We start from the raw sequence: 19,587 nt of genomic DNA, 5'->3' as shown, positions 1-19,587 counted from the left end.
AAGGAATTTTAAAATGAATTTTCTCGAACAAGATAAGCAGGTCATTGCTCCTCTCTATGGCAAGGCCGACATTGAAATTGTAAAGGGTGAAGGTTCCTACCTCATCGACACCAAGGGCGACAAGTATCTGGACTTCGTTGCAGGTATTGCAGTGAACGCTCTTGGCCATCAGAACAAGGCCATCAAGGAAGCAGTGATGAAGCAGATGGATAGCTTCAACCACATTTCCAACCTTTACGTGAATATGCCCCAGGTGGAACTGGGCAAGAAGCTTTTGGAAATCACCGGCTTCGGCAAGGCATTCTTCTGCAACTCCGGTACCGAAGCTAACGAAGGCTGCATCAAGTTTGCACGTAAGTACTTCGACCGCAAGGGCGAACCCAACAGGCTGAAGATCATCACCTTCGTGAACAGCTTCCACGGCAGAACTTTCGCAGCCCTTTCTGCAACCGGTCAGCCGGCGCTCCGTCAGGGCTTCGGCAACATGCCGGGCGACTTCGTGCATGTGGCTTGGAACGATTGCGCAGCACTTAAGGCTGAAGTCAACAAGGACACCTGCGCCATCATGCTGGAATCCCTGGCTGCTGAAGGCGGCGTCATGACCTTGTCTGCAGAAATGGTGGAAACCATCAACAGCCTCCAGAAGGAATTCGGCGTGCTGGTGATTGTCGACGAAGTCCAGGCAGGCTGCGGCCGTCTCGGAACCTTCCTCGGCTTTGAAAAGTACGGCTTGAATCCGGACCTGGTCTCCCTGGCCAAGGGTATCGGTGGCGGCCTCCCGCTGGGTGCCGTTCTTCTCCGTCAGAAGATTGCTGACGAACTGAAGGCTGGTGACCACGGTACCACTTTCGGCGGTAACCCCATCGCTTGCGCTGCAGGTCTCGCTGTGGTGAACCAGGTTGCAGAACCGGCCCTGCTGAAGAATGTCGCGGAACGTTCCGCACAGCTCCGCACCGCCCTCGCTGATCTCAAGGCAAAGTACAGCGCCATCAAGGAAATCCGCGGTGCAGGCCTTATTGTGGGCCTCGCTCTGGACGAATCCCTGCCGGTGGGCAATGTGATTGCTGCCGCCCGTGCAGAAAAGCTCATGGTCCTTTCCGCTAAGGGCAACGTGCTCCGTATGCTTCCTCCGCTGAATGTCAGCGAAGCCGAATGCGTCGAAGCTGTCGCCAAGCTGGACAAGGCTTTCGCCTCTGCTACGAAGTAGCAGCAGGCTAACCGCGGCTCGCGCTAAGTAAGTTGCTGCGGCTTGCTTGCAACGAAACAAGTCGCGCAACCTGACATTTAAAAAAGACCTTGGTTTTTAGCCAAGGTCTTTTTTTTTCAAAGCTCGGATTGAGCCAGCTTCGATTGCCACGCCCTTTCGGGCTCGCAATGACATGCTGTTTTAGTCCTTCTTTTTCTTGGGCTTCAGGGCGCTCCAGACCATGTAACCGACGAACAGCACGCCAAGTACAACGAGACCCAGGGAAAGTTCGTGGCTGTATTGCTGGATGATGTCCTGCTGGCCGTGGGCGACGTAGCCGAGAACTGCGAGGATGATGTTCCATGTGATGGCGCCGATGGCGGTGAACACGGTGAAGGGCAAAAGCTTCATGCCGGCGATGCCTGCGGGAATGGAAATCAGCTGACGGATCACGGGGATGAATCGACCCACCAAGGTGGAGATGGCGCCGTGGTCGCGGAAGAACTGTTCTGCCTTGGCCACCTTTTCGCCATCCAGCAGGAAGAAGTGGCCTACGCGGCTGTCTGCGAACTTATAGATGATGGGGCGGCCCAGGAACTTTGCCAGGTAGTAGTTGATGAATGCTCCCAGCAAGGCGCCGATGGTGGCGGCCACAACCAGCAGGGCGATGTTCAGGCCGGAATCTGGCTGCAAGGCCTTGTAGGCGGCGGGAGGCACCACCAGTTCAGACGGGAAAGGAATGAAGGAACTTTCCACCGTCATGAGGAGGGCTACGGTGCCGTAGTTCAGGTGGGCGTTGTACCAGTCGATAATAAGGTCGTAAATCATGATGGGCCAAATATAGAAAAGTGCAACCGAGGTCGGCTGCACTTTCAATTTGCTTTTGCCAAAGGCTTATTGCCAAGGCTTATTTCTTTTTCTTCTTGGCAGGCTTCTTTGCTGCTTTCTTTGCCTTCTTGGCGGGTTTCTTAGCAGCCTTCTTGCCTTTCTTCTTCGGAGCAGGTTCTTCTACTTCCTCTTCTTCCGGTTCTTCAGCGGGCTCTTCGTAGGCGGGCTGTTCCGGTTCCGGGTCGGTGTTATAGGTTTCACCGGTCTGGTATTCGATGATGGAAGTTTCCTGCTTAGAAGCGTTGAGAGCTGCGCGAGCTTCGTCAACATACTTACCGTTGGGGAAGCGCTTCAGGTAGATTTCGTAGTCCTTGGTGCGGTTGCCGGCCTTGACCAGTTCAAAGATGCCTGTTTCGGCTTCGTCACGGAATGCACCGTTGGGATTGTCGTTCAGGTAGGAGAGGTAGGCCTTGAAGGTGTTCTGTGCCTGGATGGCGCGGAACTTGTCGTATTCGCCGAGGGACTTTAGTTTGTTCTCAACTTCAGCACGACGCGGAGAATCCGGATAGTACTGGAGGAACATTTCGAGCATTTCCGGATCGTTGGATGCCATGACCTGGTCGAAACGAGAATCTTCCTGGCGGACCTGGTATTCCTTCAATTCAACCTTACCGCTATCCAAGGTTGCGTAGAGCTGTTCCTTGGTGGCCAAGTCTGCCGGGTGGCAGAATGCCAGGTAGCTTTCAAGAACGTCGGCGAACTGGGTGCGGGTGAAGGCTTCGCTCATGTCGGGCAGGTTGCCGTCTTCATCGAGGTAGAAGCGGTAGTCGCGTTCGATAGCCATGCAGTCCCAGTCGGACAAGGTGTCCTTGACTTCGCTGTTTTCACGGAGCACGCCATCGCGGTCATGGAGCTTGAAACGCATCTTGCGGTCACGGCGGCTTTCACGGCCAAAGTCAAGGGATACTTCGAGGCCGACGCGTACAGGCCACTTGTATTCAACCTTGTCGAAGGTCAAACCGGAATAGGGGGACGGACTGCTCTTGTTGCCGTCCACATTGCGTGCCTTGATGTTTTCGTAGGCCAGGAATTCCTTGCGTACGTTCAAACCAATCTTGAGGTCCACGTCCTGGAACACTTCGGTGATGCGATATTCCAAAGCGCCAGATGCGAAAGCGGTGTAGAGAAAATCGGTGTACTGTTCGATGTTGCCACTGTAATCGTCATAGAAGGAGAAAAAGTGGAAACCGAAACCACCCAGGGCTCTAAAGTCCAAACCACCGACCAGGTTCACGGAGAAACCAGCCACCACGGACGGAGCGTAAGTCATGAACGAAAGTTCTTCGTCGTCACGGGGGCTGCAGTCGCTAGCCTTGCAGTTCGGGATGGTGTACTGCGGTTTGTCTTCGATTGTGCCGAACTGGATGGAATTGACTTCCAAGCCCAACCAGATGGTGAACGGAATGTCAGCCTTCCATGCCGGCGTAATCAGAGGAGACCAAAGGTAACCGACAGACAGGGGAACGGTCAAGACATCGGCGTTGATGCCCTTGTCCAAGAGTTCGTTGTCACCCTTGAAATTCAAAAAAGCAGGTTCTGCCTGAAGGTACAACTGCTGGCGCCAATTCGAACGTTCGTAGTCGGCGGCCTGGGTAGTTGCAGCGGCAGCTAAAAGAGACAATGTAAGTAATAGTCTACGCATCAGTGTAAATTTAGGTTTTCTTTTAGGAAAGTGTAATTTACAATTTCTTTATAAGTGCTGTTTTGGGGCCTTTTTTGCTTCCATTTTAGAAGGTCAGTGTAATACCGACACCTAAAATTACAAGACCAGCTCCAAGCAAGGATCCGCCGATGGCCATTTGGCGTTTTCCCTTATTTACCAAGTCGTGGTTTTCCTGGATTTTCTGCAGGTAGTGTTCCCCGCCTGCTGTGGCCGGGCGACTCAATTCCTGCTTGAGCTTGTCGGCCTTGTCGTAATTCTCGCTTGCGAGGTAAGTGAACAGGCCGCCAACAATGATAGGGGCGAGGGAAGATCCCAGGAGGGTGAGGCCGATTTTACGGACCTTGTTTTTCTTGGTCCAGGCTTCCTGTGCGCGGAGTTCTTCGATGTCGGTGATAGGCTGAAGTTCTACGTTGATGTCTGTAAGGTCGGTGGGCGGAACAAAGGTGGTGATGGTGGTGTCGCGGTAGCCTTCCTTACGGAGCTTGACGGTGATGGTTCCCGGTTCGTAAATGGGGAACTTGTTCGGGGTCTTGCCGATGGCCTTGGACTTGACAGAAATGGAATCGGAGCCGGCGTAGATTTCGGCCTTGCTGGGGGTCGTCATGATTCTAAGCTCGGGGCGGGTCTGCTTGAGCTTGAGGGAAATCTTTGTTGTATCGAAGGGAATGGGAACGATAACTTGTCTTGCACCCCACAATTGCTTGTCCACATTCCAGTAGGCGTAAAGGGCGACCTTGCCGGAATCCTGGGTGGCGAAGGTGCAGGGGGATCTGCAAATTTCTCCCTGGGTCGCGGTTGCGAGAGTTACGCCTTCCGGGTCTGTTTCGACGTGGATGTAGCTTCTGTTTTGCTTAGGCTTGGGAAGTTCCTTTCCTTGGAGCTGCAACGTGAAGTTTTTCAGTTTGTCGTTGGACATGGCGTCGCTGAGGGCGGTCATTGTAGACAAATTCATTTGGACGGTTTTCACGTCCTTCTGGGAAGAATCTGCGAGATTGTGATGCACCATCTGGATGGTCACGGAGTCGGTGCTTTTGGCGGCAATGATGCTTCCCATGTAAACGGAGGCAGCCCCATAGTGGACCAGGGAATCCTTGATGCAGGCTGATTCTCTACAGAATCCGAAGTCTGTTCGGTTTGCGGAAACTACGGGTATTCCGGATTCCTGGAGCATGCGTGCAATAAGGACGTTCAGTTGGCTTGCGAGAACAGAATCGATGGAACGGCGTTCCAATGCGACAATGACGTGCTTGCCGTCGACGGTGTTAAGGAAAGTTTCTGCGGGAGAAACGGCGGCGCTGCTTTCGGCTGCGGTTTCAACAGCTGCGGAATCAATGGCAGAGGAGTCAGTTGCTGCGGAATCCACGGCTGCGACGGTGGAGTCGGTGCTTGCCTTGACTTCGTTTAGCAAGTCCTTGCCGTTTTCGTCAACGATGCTCTTGAAGCGATTCTTGGCAATCTTGATGACGGTGAAATTGCCCTTGATCATTCCGCCAAGGCTCACGGTATCCTGCTGGATGCCGAGGAATTGTGCGGTTTGCTTTGCTCCCGTAACCAATTCAATATTTGCTCGGACACCTTGGAGGTCTTCGGCGTGGGCTGCAAAAGCAAGAAGGATTATTGCCAGTAAAAACTTTTTCATACGCAACCTAGAATTGTAGGATGATGCCCACGGCAAGAAGTGATGCCCCGAGGCTAACTCCAACATTTAGAATCGTTTTCCCGATATCGGCGTTATCGCGGTGTTGTTTAAAGTCGGATTGGTGCTTGGCCAGGGTTGCCTTGTCCGCCAGGGGCGAATTTTCAATTTTTTTCTTGGCTTCGTTGGCCTTGTCTAACTGGTTACTTGCGATGATGCCGGAAATGGCGCCTACAACAAAGGGGGCTGCTGAGCCGATCATCATCTTTTTACCGAAATTACTGTTGTAGCGTTTTTTCAGGATTTTTTCCTGTTCCTCCTGCAGTGCCTTATCATAGTTCGGACGTAGGGACACGATGAGGAAGGAAGTATCCTTGGCGGAAAGCTTTACCCGGATGGTCGTATCTGCAAACTCAGGCTTGAACAGTGAAATCAGAATTTCGTTGTCCTGGGAGTTTTCGCTGGTGACGGGAATGAACACCGGCGACGAGGCCTGGGGATTCTTCTTGTGGTTTGGGTGCAGCTGGTTTATGTAGATGTCCGCATTTCCAGGAATGGTGGAAACATGGAGATATCTTTGAGGGACATTTTCCTGTATTTCCTGGGCCTGGATAAAGCCTGCGATGAACATGAGGATGAAAATGATTTTCTTCATATCACTTCTCCTCGTTGGGGTAGGGCCCATACACATAGACGGAATCGGTTCTCATTATCATGAGCCAACTGACGTCAGGCAGCTTGTTTCCTGCGAAGTCTTCCCCGTAGACTTGCAGCAAGCACTGGTCATGGTGGCAACCGACAGGAATAATCATGTTGGGCGACACGGCGTTGAAGGATACGGTGTCCTTGTCGATGGTGACTGCCGCATTGTTGAAGTCGAATCCTGATCCGTCGTCGTACACGTAAAAACCGATGCTTCCGAGCTTTGCAAAGGATTTTCGATAGAGTGCAATCTGTGGCGGAATCTTGTCTACGAAATGGACTGTGTCGGTTACGTAAACGGTGTTGGGGGGAATATCAATGGACAGAACCTCGGGCATGTATTCACGACGGTTGATGCTCTGGATGTAGACTTTGACATTGGATCGGGGAATTATGGAGAATGATGCGACGTCTGCCTTTTTCTGGCTGATGAAGGAATCCAACGTGTCGCCGGCGGATGATACGACGGTAATACTTGTCTCGTTGATTTCCCTGTCGTAATAATCATCGTAGACGAAGGGGATTTTTATGACGGATTTATCCCCGGAGATTCTTGTGGAGAATCGGGCTATTTCGGTGGAATCTGTTGTGGGATCCTGGAATTCACTGGTGACGACGGCTTTGACCGCCCAGTAAAAGCTAAACGAGGAATCTGCGGTCAGGCTAAGCTTGTTGCCGACAAGGGAGTTTTGAAGGCTGACTTCGTCGAAGCAGTCGACGATGGCGATGGGGTGGTCCCACAGGGAATCTTTGTCACTACAGGCAAAAACGGTGCATGTTGCGTTTTCCCATTCGTCGATTCCCTCCATGGTCCATTGCAGAGGCAGGGACTGGGTATTTTCCGGGTCTACCTGGTTGTAGCCGTCATAGGGGAAGTCTATGCTGATCTTGTTGGGGGCATTGACAAAGAATTCGAGTTCCCTATGGGTTGTGTCATTCCAGAAGTCCACCACGGTCAAATGAATCTTCTTACGGCCAGCGTCTTTTAGGGAGTATTTAAGTACGGATGCAGAAATTAATTCTCCGTCAACTTCCCAGAGCACGTTCTTAAAATAGGGGAAGATGTCGTCGCCGTAGAAATGACTGTTTCCGATGGCCGCGGCAGCGTACAGCTTTACAGTCTGGTTCTGTGCTGCGTAGATTTTTTCGCTTGCAACGAAACCGTCCAATGCGCCGTTGTACTTGTCTGGAGTGACAATGATATACGGGTACATTTGCGGCCCCTCTGAGGCGAGGTGGTTATCGCCGCAGGAACAAAGCGCCATGCAGATGAACAAACTGGCGAGGAAAAGCGCGTATGCAAAAATCTTATTCACTGTACGCCTCCGCAAGGGTGGTGCATGGTGCTATATAAAGAGTCTTTTGCTTTTTGTTTCCGCTTTGGTCGTAGGCTGTGACGGAAAGAGTTTTGGTGGTCCAGTTTGTCTTGATTTCGGGAATAACGGCGGTCAGCGTGTCATTCTTGAAAGTGAAATTAGATATGCTTGTGGACTCGTAAGCGATTTTGATGCGGTTGCTCAAAATGTCTCCGCCTTTATCCCATATGCCGAACTTCAGGGGGGCTGTGCAAGGAATGGTATCCTTGCCGCTGAATGCCAGTATTTGCGGTGGGTAGTTGTCTTGCAGGGTCATGGTTTTTAAGGTCAAGACCTGGTTTCCCCGAATGGATATTTCTTGTGTGGCGGGGGTGAAGTCTGTGTATCCATCGATAGATGCTGTTATCTTGTAGTCGCCGTCTGCAATGGGCTTCACAACAAAAGCACCCTTCTCCATGTTATAGTCGTCTGCTCTATAGACAACTTCGTCGAAGTCGTTCCTGAGTTCCAAATGGATTGGCAAGGCCTTGTTTGATGATGTATGGGTGACGAATCCGTAGATGGCGTTTTCGCCTGGAACGCCCTGGGTATTCAATGTTCCGTGGATTGTTTCTTCAGACTTTTGACCGATATTGTTTTCAACGGAAACGGACCATTCATAATGGGTCAATGGGGAGAATCCCTTGCGGTAGGTGAAGTAGGCTTCCTTCAGGATGGTGTCCACAAGGACCTTCGGCTTCTCGTAAAACCCTTCAGCTTCTTTCAGGATGAAATGATGGGACAAATCCCACATGCCGTCAGGATCGGAGGCGTTCCACGCAAAATTCACAATGTCTGTGGAGGCTATGTTCTGGATGCCCTTGGCGGGAATGAAGGCTTGGTCATCTAGCTTCGGAGTGGATGCGACAATGAGGTTTATGCTGTCGGTAAGGGTGTCTCCGAAAAAGTCCACAAGGATGAACTTTATCAGGTGTCGGCCCGGAGAGTACACCGGTCTTCTAAAATTGTATTCTCCTGCGAAAGCCTTGTCGTCAATGGTCCAATAGTAGTCCTTGCTCCTGATGGATTTTGACGGGTACACGTTGGTCATGAAAATCAGGGAGTCGCCAGGGGTGATGGTGTCTGATTTCATCATGGTGGCGCTGGAATCCAGTACGCGGGTGATGTAGGCCTGGACGCTGATGTATTCAGTGTCGTCGCCGTTAAAGATAACGTCGTCGGCATCGGTACAGCTGCAAAGGGCTGCAAGGAAAAGGGCTAGCACCGCAAAAATCAGGGAGGCATGACGCTTTGGGGTCATTCGGAATCCTCCCGTGAATTTGTGATGGTGAAGCGAACCCAGGACAGAGTGTCGGAATCGCCAAAGGAGTCTGTTGCAATAACGCGGAAAGAGTGCTCACCAGGTTCGAATCCGGACTGGGATATTTTTGTCAGAGGACCAACGTTGTAGCTTGTGCTGTCGATTTCCAAAATGTGGGTCAGCTTATCGTCGTTGGAGTCGAAGGTGTTCCACTGGAAAAGAACGGGGGTGTTCTCCGTGGCTTCGATGCTGTCTCCGTCGGCGGGGATAGTCTTGCTGTCAATGATCGGAGCAGAATTAAGGATTGTGGTAAATCTGACAGTTCTGGAATTGCCACCTTTGTCGGTGACGAAAAGAATGTTGGGAATGTTGCTCAGATCCTGAAAACGGATGGAGTATACGGTACCGCTATCTACAAGTTCGTCGTTGAAGTACCAGTAGAATTCCAGTTCGTTTTCGAAGGAAGCAGGATAAACTTTTGCTACCAGGGAGGCTGATTCTGCAGGATTGATTTTGTAGAACGTTGAGTCGTAGATGTCGTTCTGGTAAACCATGACCTTTACGGTCTCGACCACGGCCGTAGAGTCTGGGTTGCTAGGAATGTCTAGGCATGCTGCGAAAAGGGCGCCCAGGGTTAGGGCGATGCTTAGGCGTAAAAGCCGAAAAATCCTTGTTCTTCCAAAACTCACGGTGGTAAATCTACTATATTCAAAGGCATGAGTCAGGAAAACTTTGAATATAAAAACGCTATGGAGCGTCTAGAAAACATTTTGGAACGTATTGACAATTCCGAAATGGAGATTGATGAGCTTGCTGGCCAGGTTCAGGAAGCTACGGAACTGCTTCGTACCTGCAGACAGATTTTGCTGAAAACCGAAAAGAACGTTCAGGAAGCCTTGGCTAGCCTGGATGGTGAAGTGGAAGGATAGTTGATTTTGGATACGCAAGTTCCTGCCCTTGAGGTGGAAAATCTAACGGTGAAGTTTCCCATCCGTGGGGGTGTTTTTGGCAAGGTCAAGAACTATTTTACCGCTGTTGATAACGTATCCTTTACGCTTCCCCAGGGAAAGATCCTTTCTATCGTAGGCGAGTCCGGTTGCGGTAAGTCCACTCTGGTGAAGTCCCTGGTGGGGCTTGTTCAGGCGGATTTCGGCTCCTACAAGTTGCTTGGCGAAAACGTGAACTTTAAGAACGGGGCTGCGGTTCGTAGGGTCCGCGACTTGGTCCAGATGATTTTCCAGGACCCTTTCAGCAGCCTGAATCCTCGACAGACGGTTGCTGAAATTTTGACGGCGCCCGTGGTGGCCCGCGGTTTTTCCTTTGACGACGCTAGAACGAGGGCGCAGAAGCTGCTGGACCGCGTTTCTATTCCCGCGGGAGCCCTTGATAAATTCCCCCACGAATTTTCCGGCGGACAGCGCCAGCGCCTGTGTATTGCACGAAGCCTTATGGTGGAGCCCAAGGTTCTTTTGTGCGACGAAGTGACCAGCGCCCTGGACGTTTCTGTGCAGGCTCAAATTTTGCATTTGCTGGACGACTTGCGCAATGAACTTGGAATTAGCCTGCTGTTCATTAGCCACGACATGCAGGTGGTTCGCGCCTTGAGCGACGACGTGCTGGTGATGTACTTTGGCAAGGTGGTGGAACGTGGCGAGGCGGACAAGGTTCTTGTGAATCCGCAGCATGAATACACCCAGAAACTTTTGGCTAGTGTTCCTACCATTAAGCGATAACTGATTTTTTTTATTTGACCGATTTAATTGACTGATTTTTAAATGGCTGACTTCCGCAGAAATTTTAAGGACAAGAGAGGCTTCAAGGGTGAATCCCGCTTTGTTGAACTGCGCATCGATAAGATGGTGCAGGGCGGCGAGGGCATGGGACGCTTGGCCGATGGTCGCGTGTGCTTTGTGGCTGGAGCCCTTCCGGGGGAACTTTGCAAGGTCCTTCTGACCTTCCAGAAGAAGGATTTTACCCGCGGGCGCGTTCTGGAAGTTTTGGAAACTAGCCCCGATCGTGTAAAGCCCAAGTGTCCGTTGTATGGCCGCTGTGGCGGCTGCTCCCTGCAGCATCTGGATTCAGCCAAGCAGGTAGAATACCTGGCCCAGGTGGAACGTGAAAATTTTAGACGCCTGGCCCATGCGGAACTTCCGGACAACTTCAAGGTTCATACGGGAAACCCCTGGAACTATCGCAACCGAGCCCGCGTGGTGTTCTGCGGTAACCGTGAGGATGGAGCCCGCTTCGGCTTCCGTGAACAGGAATCCAATCACGCAGTAACTTTTGCGGATTGCCCTGTTCTCACCAAGGGACTGAATGATTTTTTAAAAGGCCCTGCCAAGAGTTTGAAGGCCAGGGAACTGAATATTTTTGATAACGGAAACGGCCAGGTCAGCTACTATTACGATGGCATGCCTGCTGCAGAATTCCAGAAGAACGCTGTAAGCGTTGTGGAAATCGGCGGCAAGAAAATCGAGTCCGACGCCTCTGTATTTTTCCAGAGCAATCTGGGTTTGTTGCCGGAGCTTGTGGACGCTGTACGCAACGCCGTTGATGAGGGTATCAAAAGTGGCGAAGCCAGCGACGAATGGCTTATCGACTTGTTCAGCGGCGTAGGCTTCTTTGCCGCCCTTCTCCAGGACAAGTTCAAACGCGTTACCACTGTGGAACGAGACGATGGCTGCCTAAAGCATGCCAAGGTTAATTTGTCTGGAAATGCGGAAAATGTTTCCGCTCCGGCAGAAGACTGGCTTGCCGAAAACGTGGTGGACATTCCCGCCACATTGATTGTGGACCCGCCCCGTACAGGCCTTCCGCCTACAGCGCTGGATGCCATTGCCAAAAGCTCCGTGAAAAAATTGATTTACGTTTCCTGCGATCCTGTGACCCTTGCCCGCGATTTTGCGAAATTAAGGGAATTCGGGTTTACTATGAAGTCTGCGGAGGCCTTTGCCTTCTACCCGCAGACCCCCCACATGGAAATGCTGGCTGTCCTTTCCCGATAGTTTTTGTTAAATTGATTGGCATGATGAAAAAATTGCTAATCTCTCTCATTCTCTGCGTGATGCTGCCTGTTGCCGTATCTGCAAAAAGTTCTAGTTCCGGTCAATCTGGTAGCTCCTCTAAAAACATGGGTGCTGGTGGCTGGATTCAGGCTGGCAATCCTGGTGAACATGCGGGTCTCGATTTCATGATGCGCATGGGCAATGACATTACCTTGGATATTTACGCCCATTTGTACCTCAGTGACGACGACAATTCCTTTGGTGCCTACGTTGGTTACTATTGGAATTTCTATTTGAACAATCCCAAGGAACTGGGCCGTATGGGCTTCTATGTTGGCCCCACCGGTGGTATCGGCTTGTGGGATGAAGAATACTGGGTTGACTACAAGGATCATAACGATCGTTGGTGGTGGCGTGATGAATTTGGCTTCGCCATCCGTGCCGGTGTCACTGGCGGTTTCCAGTGGGAATTCCCGGTCATTCCGCTGCAGCTCTATTTCGAATTGAGCCCGGTGGTCGAATTCCACTACCTGAGCTGGGAAGACGATCACGACTGGAACAATGGAAAGCATGAGTACTATGACGACGACGATGTGGAATGGAAGTTCCCGGACTTCTTCTTCCGCGTGGGTCTCCGTTTCTGGTTCTAAAAGAGAGTTTGTAATATGAAAAAAATGATTCTTGCTGCTACTGTAGCTCTTTGCGGTTTTATTGCCGGCTGTATGTCCGAGGAACCTTCTATTTCCTGCGGTCGAGACTGGAATCCCACTGCCCATGTGGTTGTGGATACTACTAGCGAATTTGACTTGGCTGACCAGATGATTGTCCAGTTCAAGTATGGTCGCAACTTTGACTTCACCAAACTGAAGACCGCTTTCTTTGAAGGAACCTTGGCTAACAAGGGTAAGGAAATCTGGTCCCGTGAAATTCCGGTGACAGAAAAGATGGATTCCTACACCTTGCAGGGCAAATCTAAGCATGGCGGCCTTATGACAGCCCGTGAACTTAGCCGTCAAAAGCAGCCGGGTTCTATCGTTGTTGAATTCAGTGCCGATGGCAATGTCATTGCACAGAAAGAAATCACCTTGGTCAAGACTCGATAATTTATGAATCTTAGAAGTTTATTTGGCCTTTGTGCCGCATTGGCCCTTTGTGCCTGTAACGATTCCGATGTTACGATAAATTATGATTTGAAGGCTCCCGTAGATGTTGAAATCTGCGTGCAGAGCTTTATCGCCACTTACGACATGGAAGGCGAAGAACGTATGGGAACCATTACCAAGACGTTCGGTGTATTGAACTATTCCAAGGCTGGCGATACCATCAAGGTCAATCGTAAGTACAGCATTGACGCTTCCCAGGGTTACCTGAAGAACTTCATGCCTTCTGAACTGGTTTGGCGTGTGGACGAAGTCAATATGTCTGCCGTAGATCGCAATGTGCTCAGCATCGAAGGCCTTAACGAAGGATACGACTCCCTGGTGAACAAGATTCCCATGCCCAAGCGCTGGCGTGACCAGTTGCTGAACCCGGAATACAAGCCTCACCTGGCCCGTGCAGAAAAGCACCGTTGGGAAATGGACCACTTGATTAAGGGTACTGTTCCGGAACGCGCTGACATTACCCAGCTGCTCAAGGACCAGGGCCGTTTGAATTTCGCCTTGATTCAGGTAGACTCTGTGGTGACCAAGGGCTTCCAGCATCTGGATAAGAGAAACTGCCTTTGGTACAATGTGTACCTACACGAAAAGGAAAGCTTCCCCTACTACATTTGGGAACAGCACGTCAACAGCAAGATCATTCCTGAAAAGTACATGGCTTACAACACGGGCCTTTCTGCAGAGTACGCAACGGAATTCGGTATCGCTATCGATGTGGATTCCGGTATTCCTTGCCAGGAACGCGAAGTGAAGAAGGGTGTCCACACCATGGTGAACCCGACAACCAAGGATACTGTGACTTTCAATAGCCACATCCTTTTGGAACGTCTCTACACCGTCAAGAAACCTGGCGAAGGCGAAGAATAATTCATGAAGCGTTCTTTTGTACTTGCTTGCATGGCGGGCTTTGCCTTGATGGGATGTGCGGCTCATCCGTCTCACCAGCAGACGCTGGTGGATGACCGCCATCTTGTTTACGAGGAAACCTACAAGGCCTACTCCAAGGCTGAAGAAGACTACTTGAATCTGCTGTTCAATATCGAGCGCATGCCCGAGGAAGAAGAACTGTGGATCATGAAGCGCGACAGGATGCTTGAACTGATGCAGCTCAAGGAACTGATGCTGAATGCCCGTGCAGAACTGGACGAAGCCATTCGTCAGTGGGAAATGCACATGAACGACATTCAGGCGGAAATGAAAAGCGCGAAGATCAAGACATTCAATCCTAACTTTACGGGCGATGCGGCTCGCAGAACCAGTCCGGGACAATTACTCCCCGGCGAAATCAACAAGAAATAAAAAAAGGGGCTTCAAGTCCCTTTTTCTTTTTTACCCATGGTGCCGATTCCTGGCTATTGCCATGTGTTATTGCCAACGCCCCAAGGCGAGAGTCGCGAACAAACGAAGTTTGTTCATGACCGAGCCGATGGTGTTGAAATAATACGTGGCCTACTGCCACGTATTATTAAAGCCCATTCCAATGGCGAAGCGGATTCGTGTGGGCGATACGCAGTCAGGCAGCACCGGAATATCGATGGGTTTGACCTTGCGACCTCCACGGAGGTCCTTGTCTTCACCGATGCGGCTGAGGCCTCTGGCGAAGGTTAAGGAAATATCCAGCGGTACGCTGTAGAATATCTTGTTACTCATGCGGAAGCTTAAGCCTACGCTACGATCCCAGAAACGATGGTCGGTCCACTTGTCCGTATCAATCCAATCGCCCTGCCATGCTGCGCCGATCTGGGCGAAGAGATCGAAGTAGAAGCTGCGGGTGCTGAAGATCCAGGCGTGCTTACGCCAATCATCATAAATGGGGAAGAGGTAATGGACTTCAGCCATGGCCGTTCTTGTTCCGGACAAGGTGTAGTCTTCGGAACTGCGGAGGTAGGGGTAGCCTTCCAGGAACAAAGCCTTGTAATAGTAGGAATCCAGAGTGTCTTCCTTGGCGTCGGTATTCCAGTGGACGATGCCGCTGATCTTGCCGCCAGCAGCAAGACGTGCGCCTGTCCACGGGCTCTGTAAGCTGCCGTAGAGATTCAAACCGATTTCATGAATGTTGAAGTTTCTGTAGTTAGGCTTGACCTTTCCGCTGCTTGTAACGGTAAAGCTTTCGGCGAAGGTTCCCGGGCGGTACAGGTCGTTGTTTGAGTATTGATAATAGAGGAATGCGCCATTGCCGGAGCCGCTGATGTCATCTTCACTATGTTCACCGTAGAGGCCCAGGGCTGCCATGGCGACGATTTGCTTCTGGTAGGTCCAGCTGAAGTAGTCTTCGTACAGGTTGAAGTCGGACCAGTTGTAACCACCGGCAATTTGCAATGTGTCGATGGACTTGAATATGCTATAGCCGGCGCTTGCCACAATGGATTGAGTGGAAACGGCGTAGTTGTTAATGCCGAGGCTATCTCCTCCGTGGGCTTTAACGTCTTCGTAGCGGACGGTGTCCTTGCTGGTGTAGTTGGCGTAAGTGTAGGAAAGTCCCAGGTCCAAAGGTGTACTGCGGTTTTCCCAGGAAGCAAAGAATTCTTTTTCAAGGGCGGGGAAGAGGCCTTGGACATTTTCAAAGAGGCCCTTGCCCAGTTCCAGGAGCAAGCCTAGCTGAACGTTGTTCTTTTTCAGAGGATCGCTGAGGACCACTGCAAGGCCTGCTTTCACCTTCATTTGACCATCGCCAAAAACGGTAAGGTCGGGTGCGCTTTCTGCAAGGGCGAGCATGGGAATGAACAAAGGAACGTTGGGGATGGGCTTGTAGTTCTGTTCGACACCGGCAAATTCCAGTTCCGGCAACTCCAGCTGCTTTTCAACGCGCTTGAGAGGTGAGCCCTTCAGGACGATTTCCTTGGTGCCTTCTGTTGTGGTGTCGGCCTTTGCCGGAATGAAGGTGCTGTAGGCCAACTTGTAGAGGGAGAAACCATCCTTGTCGTAGTTGGTGTAGTAGATGGTGTCCTTGTTCAGTACAGGAGTGAACGCTCCGCCAACCACGTTGGTGAGGGGGTGTTCTGCGCCGGAACTCAGGCTCTTTTCAATCAGGTTGAAAATGCCGTTGCGGTTGCTGGCGAAAATAATCTTGTCATCATCAATCCAGTTGACGTCGCGTTCGTCGTATTCAGAGTTGCTTACAACCTTGAAGTTCTTGCCGTCGGAATCGATGACTGCAATGCCGCGAACCTTGTTGTCGAAGAAACCGAAGGCGATACGTTTTCCGTCGGGGCTGAATTTCGGGCTGTAGATGTTGTAGTAGGTATACTGGGTATCCGGAACGAAAATGTCCACGGGATCTTCGGAAACGTAATCCTTGATGTCCTTGGGGTAGGGAACCTTGCTCAGACTGAATCGGGTGCTGTAGGGTTCGCGACGAACGAAAGCGACGGTTGTTCCCTGCTTGTCGATGGTGGGGTAGACTGCGTCTACTAGGTAGGTCAATGATATTTGGTGCTTGCTTGTGTCGCTAACTGCCACATCAAAGTGTGCGTGTCCATCCTTGTCGCGATTCTGATAGCTGATGTAGGCCAGCACAGGACCTTGCACGGAATCTTCAAAAACATCGATGCCCTTGTCGAACCAGGGCTTCTTTGCCTTGAATCCGCATTTGGCGTAGTCCCCGATGTTGATAGTGGTGGAACTGTCCTCTTCGGTGCTGTTCTCGACGACCACATCGCCGATTTCAACCATTGCGCTGTCGGCCTTTGAGGTGTCGGCTGAGGCAACCTTAGCCGTGTCGGCCTTTGAGGTGTCGGCTTCCAGCGGCATCTTGAAGACGCTGCCGTCGAACCATGGCCCGCCGAAGTTGGAAATGCCGTAGAGGTGCTTTCCTGCAACAACGGGGAAATCTTGCCAGAAGGCGTTTTCGGTAAGCTTGGTCCCTTCAACAAGTTCCCCGAGGGAATCTTTTTGCGCCTTGTATTTTTCGGTGATTTCCTTTTTCCAGTTGTCGTACAGTTCCTGCTCGCTGATGCCAAGGACATCCTTGATGGCTCCGTCCAAGGTCATTCTGTTTAGCTTTGCAAGATTGTTCCAAATTTTCGGAACGGCATCTTCGCCGTAGTGCTTGTCGATGTACAGGACGAGAGAAAAGCCCTGTGTATAGGGACCGAGTTCTGCGAACAAGGAATTGTCCGAGAAGTCGTGCATGTATTCCAAGGAAAGCAAGCTGTCGTTTAAGGCGGCAACGCGGAGCAACATGTCGCGGTGGGTATCCCAGCCGTCGAATCCCATGCGGCTGGACTCATACTGGGCTGTACCTTCGGCAAGCCACAGGGGCTGTAAAGTGAACGGAATTAGCGATATGAAATCGTTGGTGATGCGTTCGTTGTAGTAGTCGGAGTAGCTGAACTGTAGACCATAAATGTTGGGACGAACCTTGCTTCCGCTTTCGATACTGACCAGGTGGCTGAATTCGTGGGTGACCACATCGGCGAGCCAGCCGTGGCTACTGCGGATTTTAAAGTCCCAGTTGGTGAGCCAGAGGTTCAATGCGTTTTCGCTGGGGACAGCGCTACCGTTACTGTACAGGGCGTTGCTCAGGGTGACATTGACACGGCTAGGCAAATCCTTGTGATAACGACTTACGACGCTGTCGTAAACGGCTTCGGCGTAGGCTGAAACTTTTGATGCGTGGCTAGAATATTCTGCAGGGTAGAAGAATTGAAAACGATCGGATCCAGCGGTTTTCCATTTGACGTCGCTTTGGTTGCCGTAAAAGCCTCCGGCAACTGCAAGAGAACACACCGCAGAAGCGGATACCACAAAAAAGGTCTTCAAAAATCTAAAAGCACGCATTAGCTACAATCTACAAAAAAGCCGCCCCATTGATTGGAGCAGCTTCTTTAATTAAAAGCGGAAAGCCTTGATTTACTTAGCTTCGAGGCCCATGGCTTCTGCCAGACCGTCGTAGAGCTTGCCATCCTTGTCGATGACGGAGAATCCGCCAGTGTAGCCCCAGTGAGTCCAAGGAATCTGCAAGGTGTCGCAAATTTCTGCCATGGCCTTGTAGTAGTTCAGAACGGATTCTGCATCAGACTTATCACGGAGTGCGCCGAATTCGTTGATGATCACAGGAACGTTGTTCGTAACAGCCCAAGCCTTTGCCTTGGCGACGGCTTGGAGGATAGCTTCCTTGCTGCCAGTCTTGTAGTACTGCTTGATGGCTCCAAGAACCTTGCTCTTGTTGGCGGCGGAAACACCGAAGTCAACAGAGTATTCGGACCACTTGGCCGGATCATAGGGGAACGGAATGTTCTTGACTGCAGCGTAGTCAGTCCAGGAACCGCCCTGATGAGTGAAGACGAAGGGTTCGTAGGTGTGGATGACGTAGATGATATTGTCGTCGGTGAACGGGGTACGCTTGGCCAGGAGCGTCATGGAGTACCATTGAGCATCGCCGAAGAGGATGGAATGCTTCTTGTCTACTTCGCGGATAGCGTCGATCATGGCCTGTGCGGCAACAGTCCACTGGGCTGCAGTCACCTTACCATTGCTCATGTCCGGTTCATTGAGCAGTTCGAAGAAGATATCTTCGCGTTCGCTTGTGGCGAAGTGTTCTGCAACATGCTTCCAGACGCCGGCCATCATCTTGATGTAGATGGTGTCGTTAGCAGATGTAGCGTTGTAGCTGTTGTCGTATTCGTGGTAGTCGATTACGAAAGACATGCCGTTTTCCTTGGTCCAGGTGTCGAAGGAATCGAGAACCTTGAACAAGGTTTCGTCATCGAAAGCAAGTTCGGTTGCCTTGCCTGCAAGGAAATCCTTCTTGTTGGTCACATAGAGGTCCAGGTCAATGGGCAGGCGGATGCTCTTGAAACCGTAGCCGGCAAGAAGCTTGATGTCGTCTTCGCCGAATTCAAAAGTACCGTCAAACTTGCCGTTAGCTTCTTCCAGCCAGTTGGTGAAGTTTACACCCTTGTTCAGGTACTTCATGGCCTTTTCCTGCAGCGGATTGCTGATGGCGATGTCGCCGATGGTAACTTCAGGAATGGAGGGCTCGTTGATGGTCAGGTCTGCAACGTCTGCAGGCAGGGCGTCTTGATCAAGGAATGCCACGTTATCGATAATCAGGGAACCTGTGGAAACCTTAGCAGTTCCCTTGATGTGGAAACTGATCTGGTTGATGTTTTCCTTGTTGAAGGGGACGTATACGCCCCAGCCTTCCTGAGCCAGGTCACGGAACTTGACGTCAACGCACTTCCATGCGGCGGTAGATGCCGGCATTTGGGTGCCGTGGACGTCGAAGTCGGTCACGTCAGAGGTTTCTACACGAACGGTGTGCTTGCCGCCCTTATAGCAGTAGTGGATACCGCCAATCTTGGAGAAATCTTCTTCGCTAATGGCAACGCCAATGGCGACGTAGGGGTCGTATGGGTAATCACCCTTGTCCAAGGTGTAGTTCACCTGGAAACCATACTTGGAGTTGTAACCACCTTCGACAGCGACGGGGTAGCCTTCTTCGCTAACGGCAGTTTCGATGACAGATGCACCTTTATTTCCCTGGTCGTCATAGGTGAACCAACCGTTGCCCTGTGCGGTTTCACCATCGCCATCTTCAAAGTCGTCGATCAGGATGCCCTTGGGGGTAAACGGTTCAACAACGATGGGTTCGGTGCTGGTAGAGTCGCCGCCGACAGTGGGATCGTCGCCACCAGTGGGATCGGTAACTGTGGAGTCGCCACCGGTAGGATTGTCGGGGAGGATTGGGGTGTCGTTGCCGCCGGTGGGGTTTTCGGTCTTGGGATCGT

The 19,587-nt window shown here is 51.3% G+C and carries 16 protein-coding genes and 1 pseudogene; 8 read left to right on the top strand and 9 right to left on the bottom strand.

The features are described from left to right. Positions 1-13 precede the first annotated feature (13 nt). A complete protein-coding gene (locus MJZ25_01450; protein ID MCQ2122828.1) occupies positions 14-1,207 on the top strand; it encodes an acetylornithine/succinylornithine family transaminase in 1,194 nt (397 codons plus the stop codon). 180 nt (positions 1,208-1,387) lie between these two features. Here MJZ25_01450 and MJZ25_01445 read toward each other — a convergent pair whose 3' ends face one another. The 7 genes from MJZ25_01445 to MJZ25_01415 form a co-directional block, all read right to left on the bottom strand. Next, the gene (locus MJZ25_01445; protein MCQ2122827.1) at positions 1,388-2,014 is read right to left on the bottom strand and encodes a DedA family protein; all 627 of its coding nucleotides are present in this window, start codon (positions 2,012-2,014) and stop codon (positions 1,388-1,390) included. A gap of 79 nt (positions 2,015-2,093) precedes the next feature. Then, on the bottom strand, positions 2,094-3,716 hold the full coding sequence (locus tag MJZ25_01440) for a hypothetical protein (protein ID MCQ2122826.1): 1,623 nt from the start codon (positions 3,714-3,716) through the stop codon (positions 2,094-2,096). Between the two features lie 85 nt (positions 3,717-3,801). Then, positions 3,802-5,376: a PEGA domain-containing protein gene (locus tag MJZ25_01435; protein ID MCQ2122825.1), complete on the bottom strand. Its 1,575-nt coding sequence runs from the start codon at positions 5,374-5,376 to the stop codon at positions 3,802-3,804. 7 nt (positions 5,377-5,383) lie between these two features. Further along, a complete protein-coding gene (locus MJZ25_01430; GenBank protein MCQ2122824.1) occupies positions 5,384-6,028 on the bottom strand; it encodes a hypothetical protein in 645 nt (214 codons plus the stop codon). 1 nt (position 6,029) lies between these two features. Further along, on the bottom strand, positions 6,030-7,391 hold the full coding sequence (locus MJZ25_01425) for a hypothetical protein (GenBank protein MCQ2122823.1): 1,362 nt from the start codon (positions 7,389-7,391) through the stop codon (positions 6,030-6,032). After that, the gene (locus MJZ25_01420; GenBank protein MCQ2122822.1) at positions 7,384-8,691 is read right to left on the bottom strand and encodes a carboxypeptidase-like regulatory domain-containing protein; all 1,308 of its coding nucleotides are present in this window, start codon (positions 8,689-8,691) and stop codon (positions 7,384-7,386) included. The genes MJZ25_01425 and MJZ25_01420 overlap by 8 nt, the downstream gene beginning before the upstream one ends. Further along, a complete protein-coding gene (locus tag MJZ25_01415; protein ID MCQ2122821.1) occupies positions 8,688-9,380 on the bottom strand; it encodes a hypothetical protein in 693 nt (230 codons plus the stop codon). The genes MJZ25_01420 and MJZ25_01415 overlap by 4 nt, the downstream gene beginning before the upstream one ends. Before the next feature lie 27 nt (positions 9,381-9,407). Here MJZ25_01415 and xseB point away from each other — a divergent pair, with 27 nt between their 5' ends. The 7 genes from xseB to MJZ25_01380 are packed head-to-tail and all read left to right on the top strand — an operon-like array spanning position 9,408 to position 14,155. Beyond that, positions 9,408-9,620, top strand: a complete 213-nt coding sequence (gene xseB / locus MJZ25_01410; GenBank protein ID MCQ2122820.1) for an exodeoxyribonuclease VII small subunit — start codon at positions 9,408-9,410, stop codon at positions 9,618-9,620. A 6-nt stretch (positions 9,621-9,626) separates the two neighbouring features. Next, the gene (locus MJZ25_01405) at positions 9,627-10,424 is read left to right on the top strand and encodes an ATP-binding cassette domain-containing protein (GenBank protein ID MCQ2122819.1); all 798 of its coding nucleotides are present in this window, start codon (positions 9,627-9,629) and stop codon (positions 10,422-10,424) included. Between the two features lie 42 nt (positions 10,425-10,466). Continuing rightward, a complete protein-coding gene (locus MJZ25_01400; protein ID MCQ2122818.1) occupies positions 10,467-11,696 on the top strand; it encodes a TRAM domain-containing protein in 1,230 nt (409 codons plus the stop codon). 20 nt (positions 11,697-11,716) lie between these two features. Next, positions 11,717-12,346, top strand: coding sequence for a hypothetical protein (locus MJZ25_01395; protein ID MCQ2122817.1), 630 nt, complete (start codon positions 11,717-11,719; stop codon positions 12,344-12,346). A 15-nt stretch (positions 12,347-12,361) separates the two neighbouring features. Further along, a complete protein-coding gene (locus MJZ25_01390) occupies positions 12,362-12,799 on the top strand; it encodes a hypothetical protein (GenBank protein MCQ2122816.1) in 438 nt (145 codons plus the stop codon). 3 nt (positions 12,800-12,802) lie between these two features. Beyond that, complete coding sequence (locus tag MJZ25_01385) at positions 12,803-13,723, top strand: hypothetical protein (GenBank protein MCQ2122815.1); 921 nt, start codon at positions 12,803-12,805, stop codon at positions 13,721-13,723. Between the two features lie 3 nt (positions 13,724-13,726). Then, positions 13,727-14,155 (top strand): hypothetical protein, encoded by a 429-nt coding sequence (locus MJZ25_01380; GenBank protein MCQ2122814.1) that lies wholly within the window; start codon positions 13,727-13,729, stop codon positions 14,153-14,155. 150 nt (positions 14,156-14,305) lie between these two features. Here the strand turns inward: MJZ25_01380 and MJZ25_01375 are convergent, their stop codons facing one another. Then, on the bottom strand, positions 14,306-17,635 hold the full coding sequence (locus MJZ25_01375) for a hypothetical protein (GenBank protein ID MCQ2122813.1): 3,330 nt from the start codon (positions 17,633-17,635) through the stop codon (positions 14,306-14,308). A gap of 72 nt (positions 17,636-17,707) precedes the next feature. Further along, a pseudogene (locus MJZ25_01370) lies at positions 17,708-19,417 on the bottom strand (cellulase family glycosylhydrolase). Between the last annotated feature and the right edge of the window lie 170 nt (positions 19,418-19,587).

The sequence above is a fragment of the Fibrobacter sp. genome, assembly GCA_024399065.1.
In the GTDB taxonomy this organism is placed as follows: Bacteria; Fibrobacterota; Fibrobacteria; order Fibrobacterales; family Fibrobacteraceae; genus Fibrobacter.
Note: the sequence above shows the minus strand (reverse complement) of the source record. Positions and strands in the feature narration are given on the sequence as shown.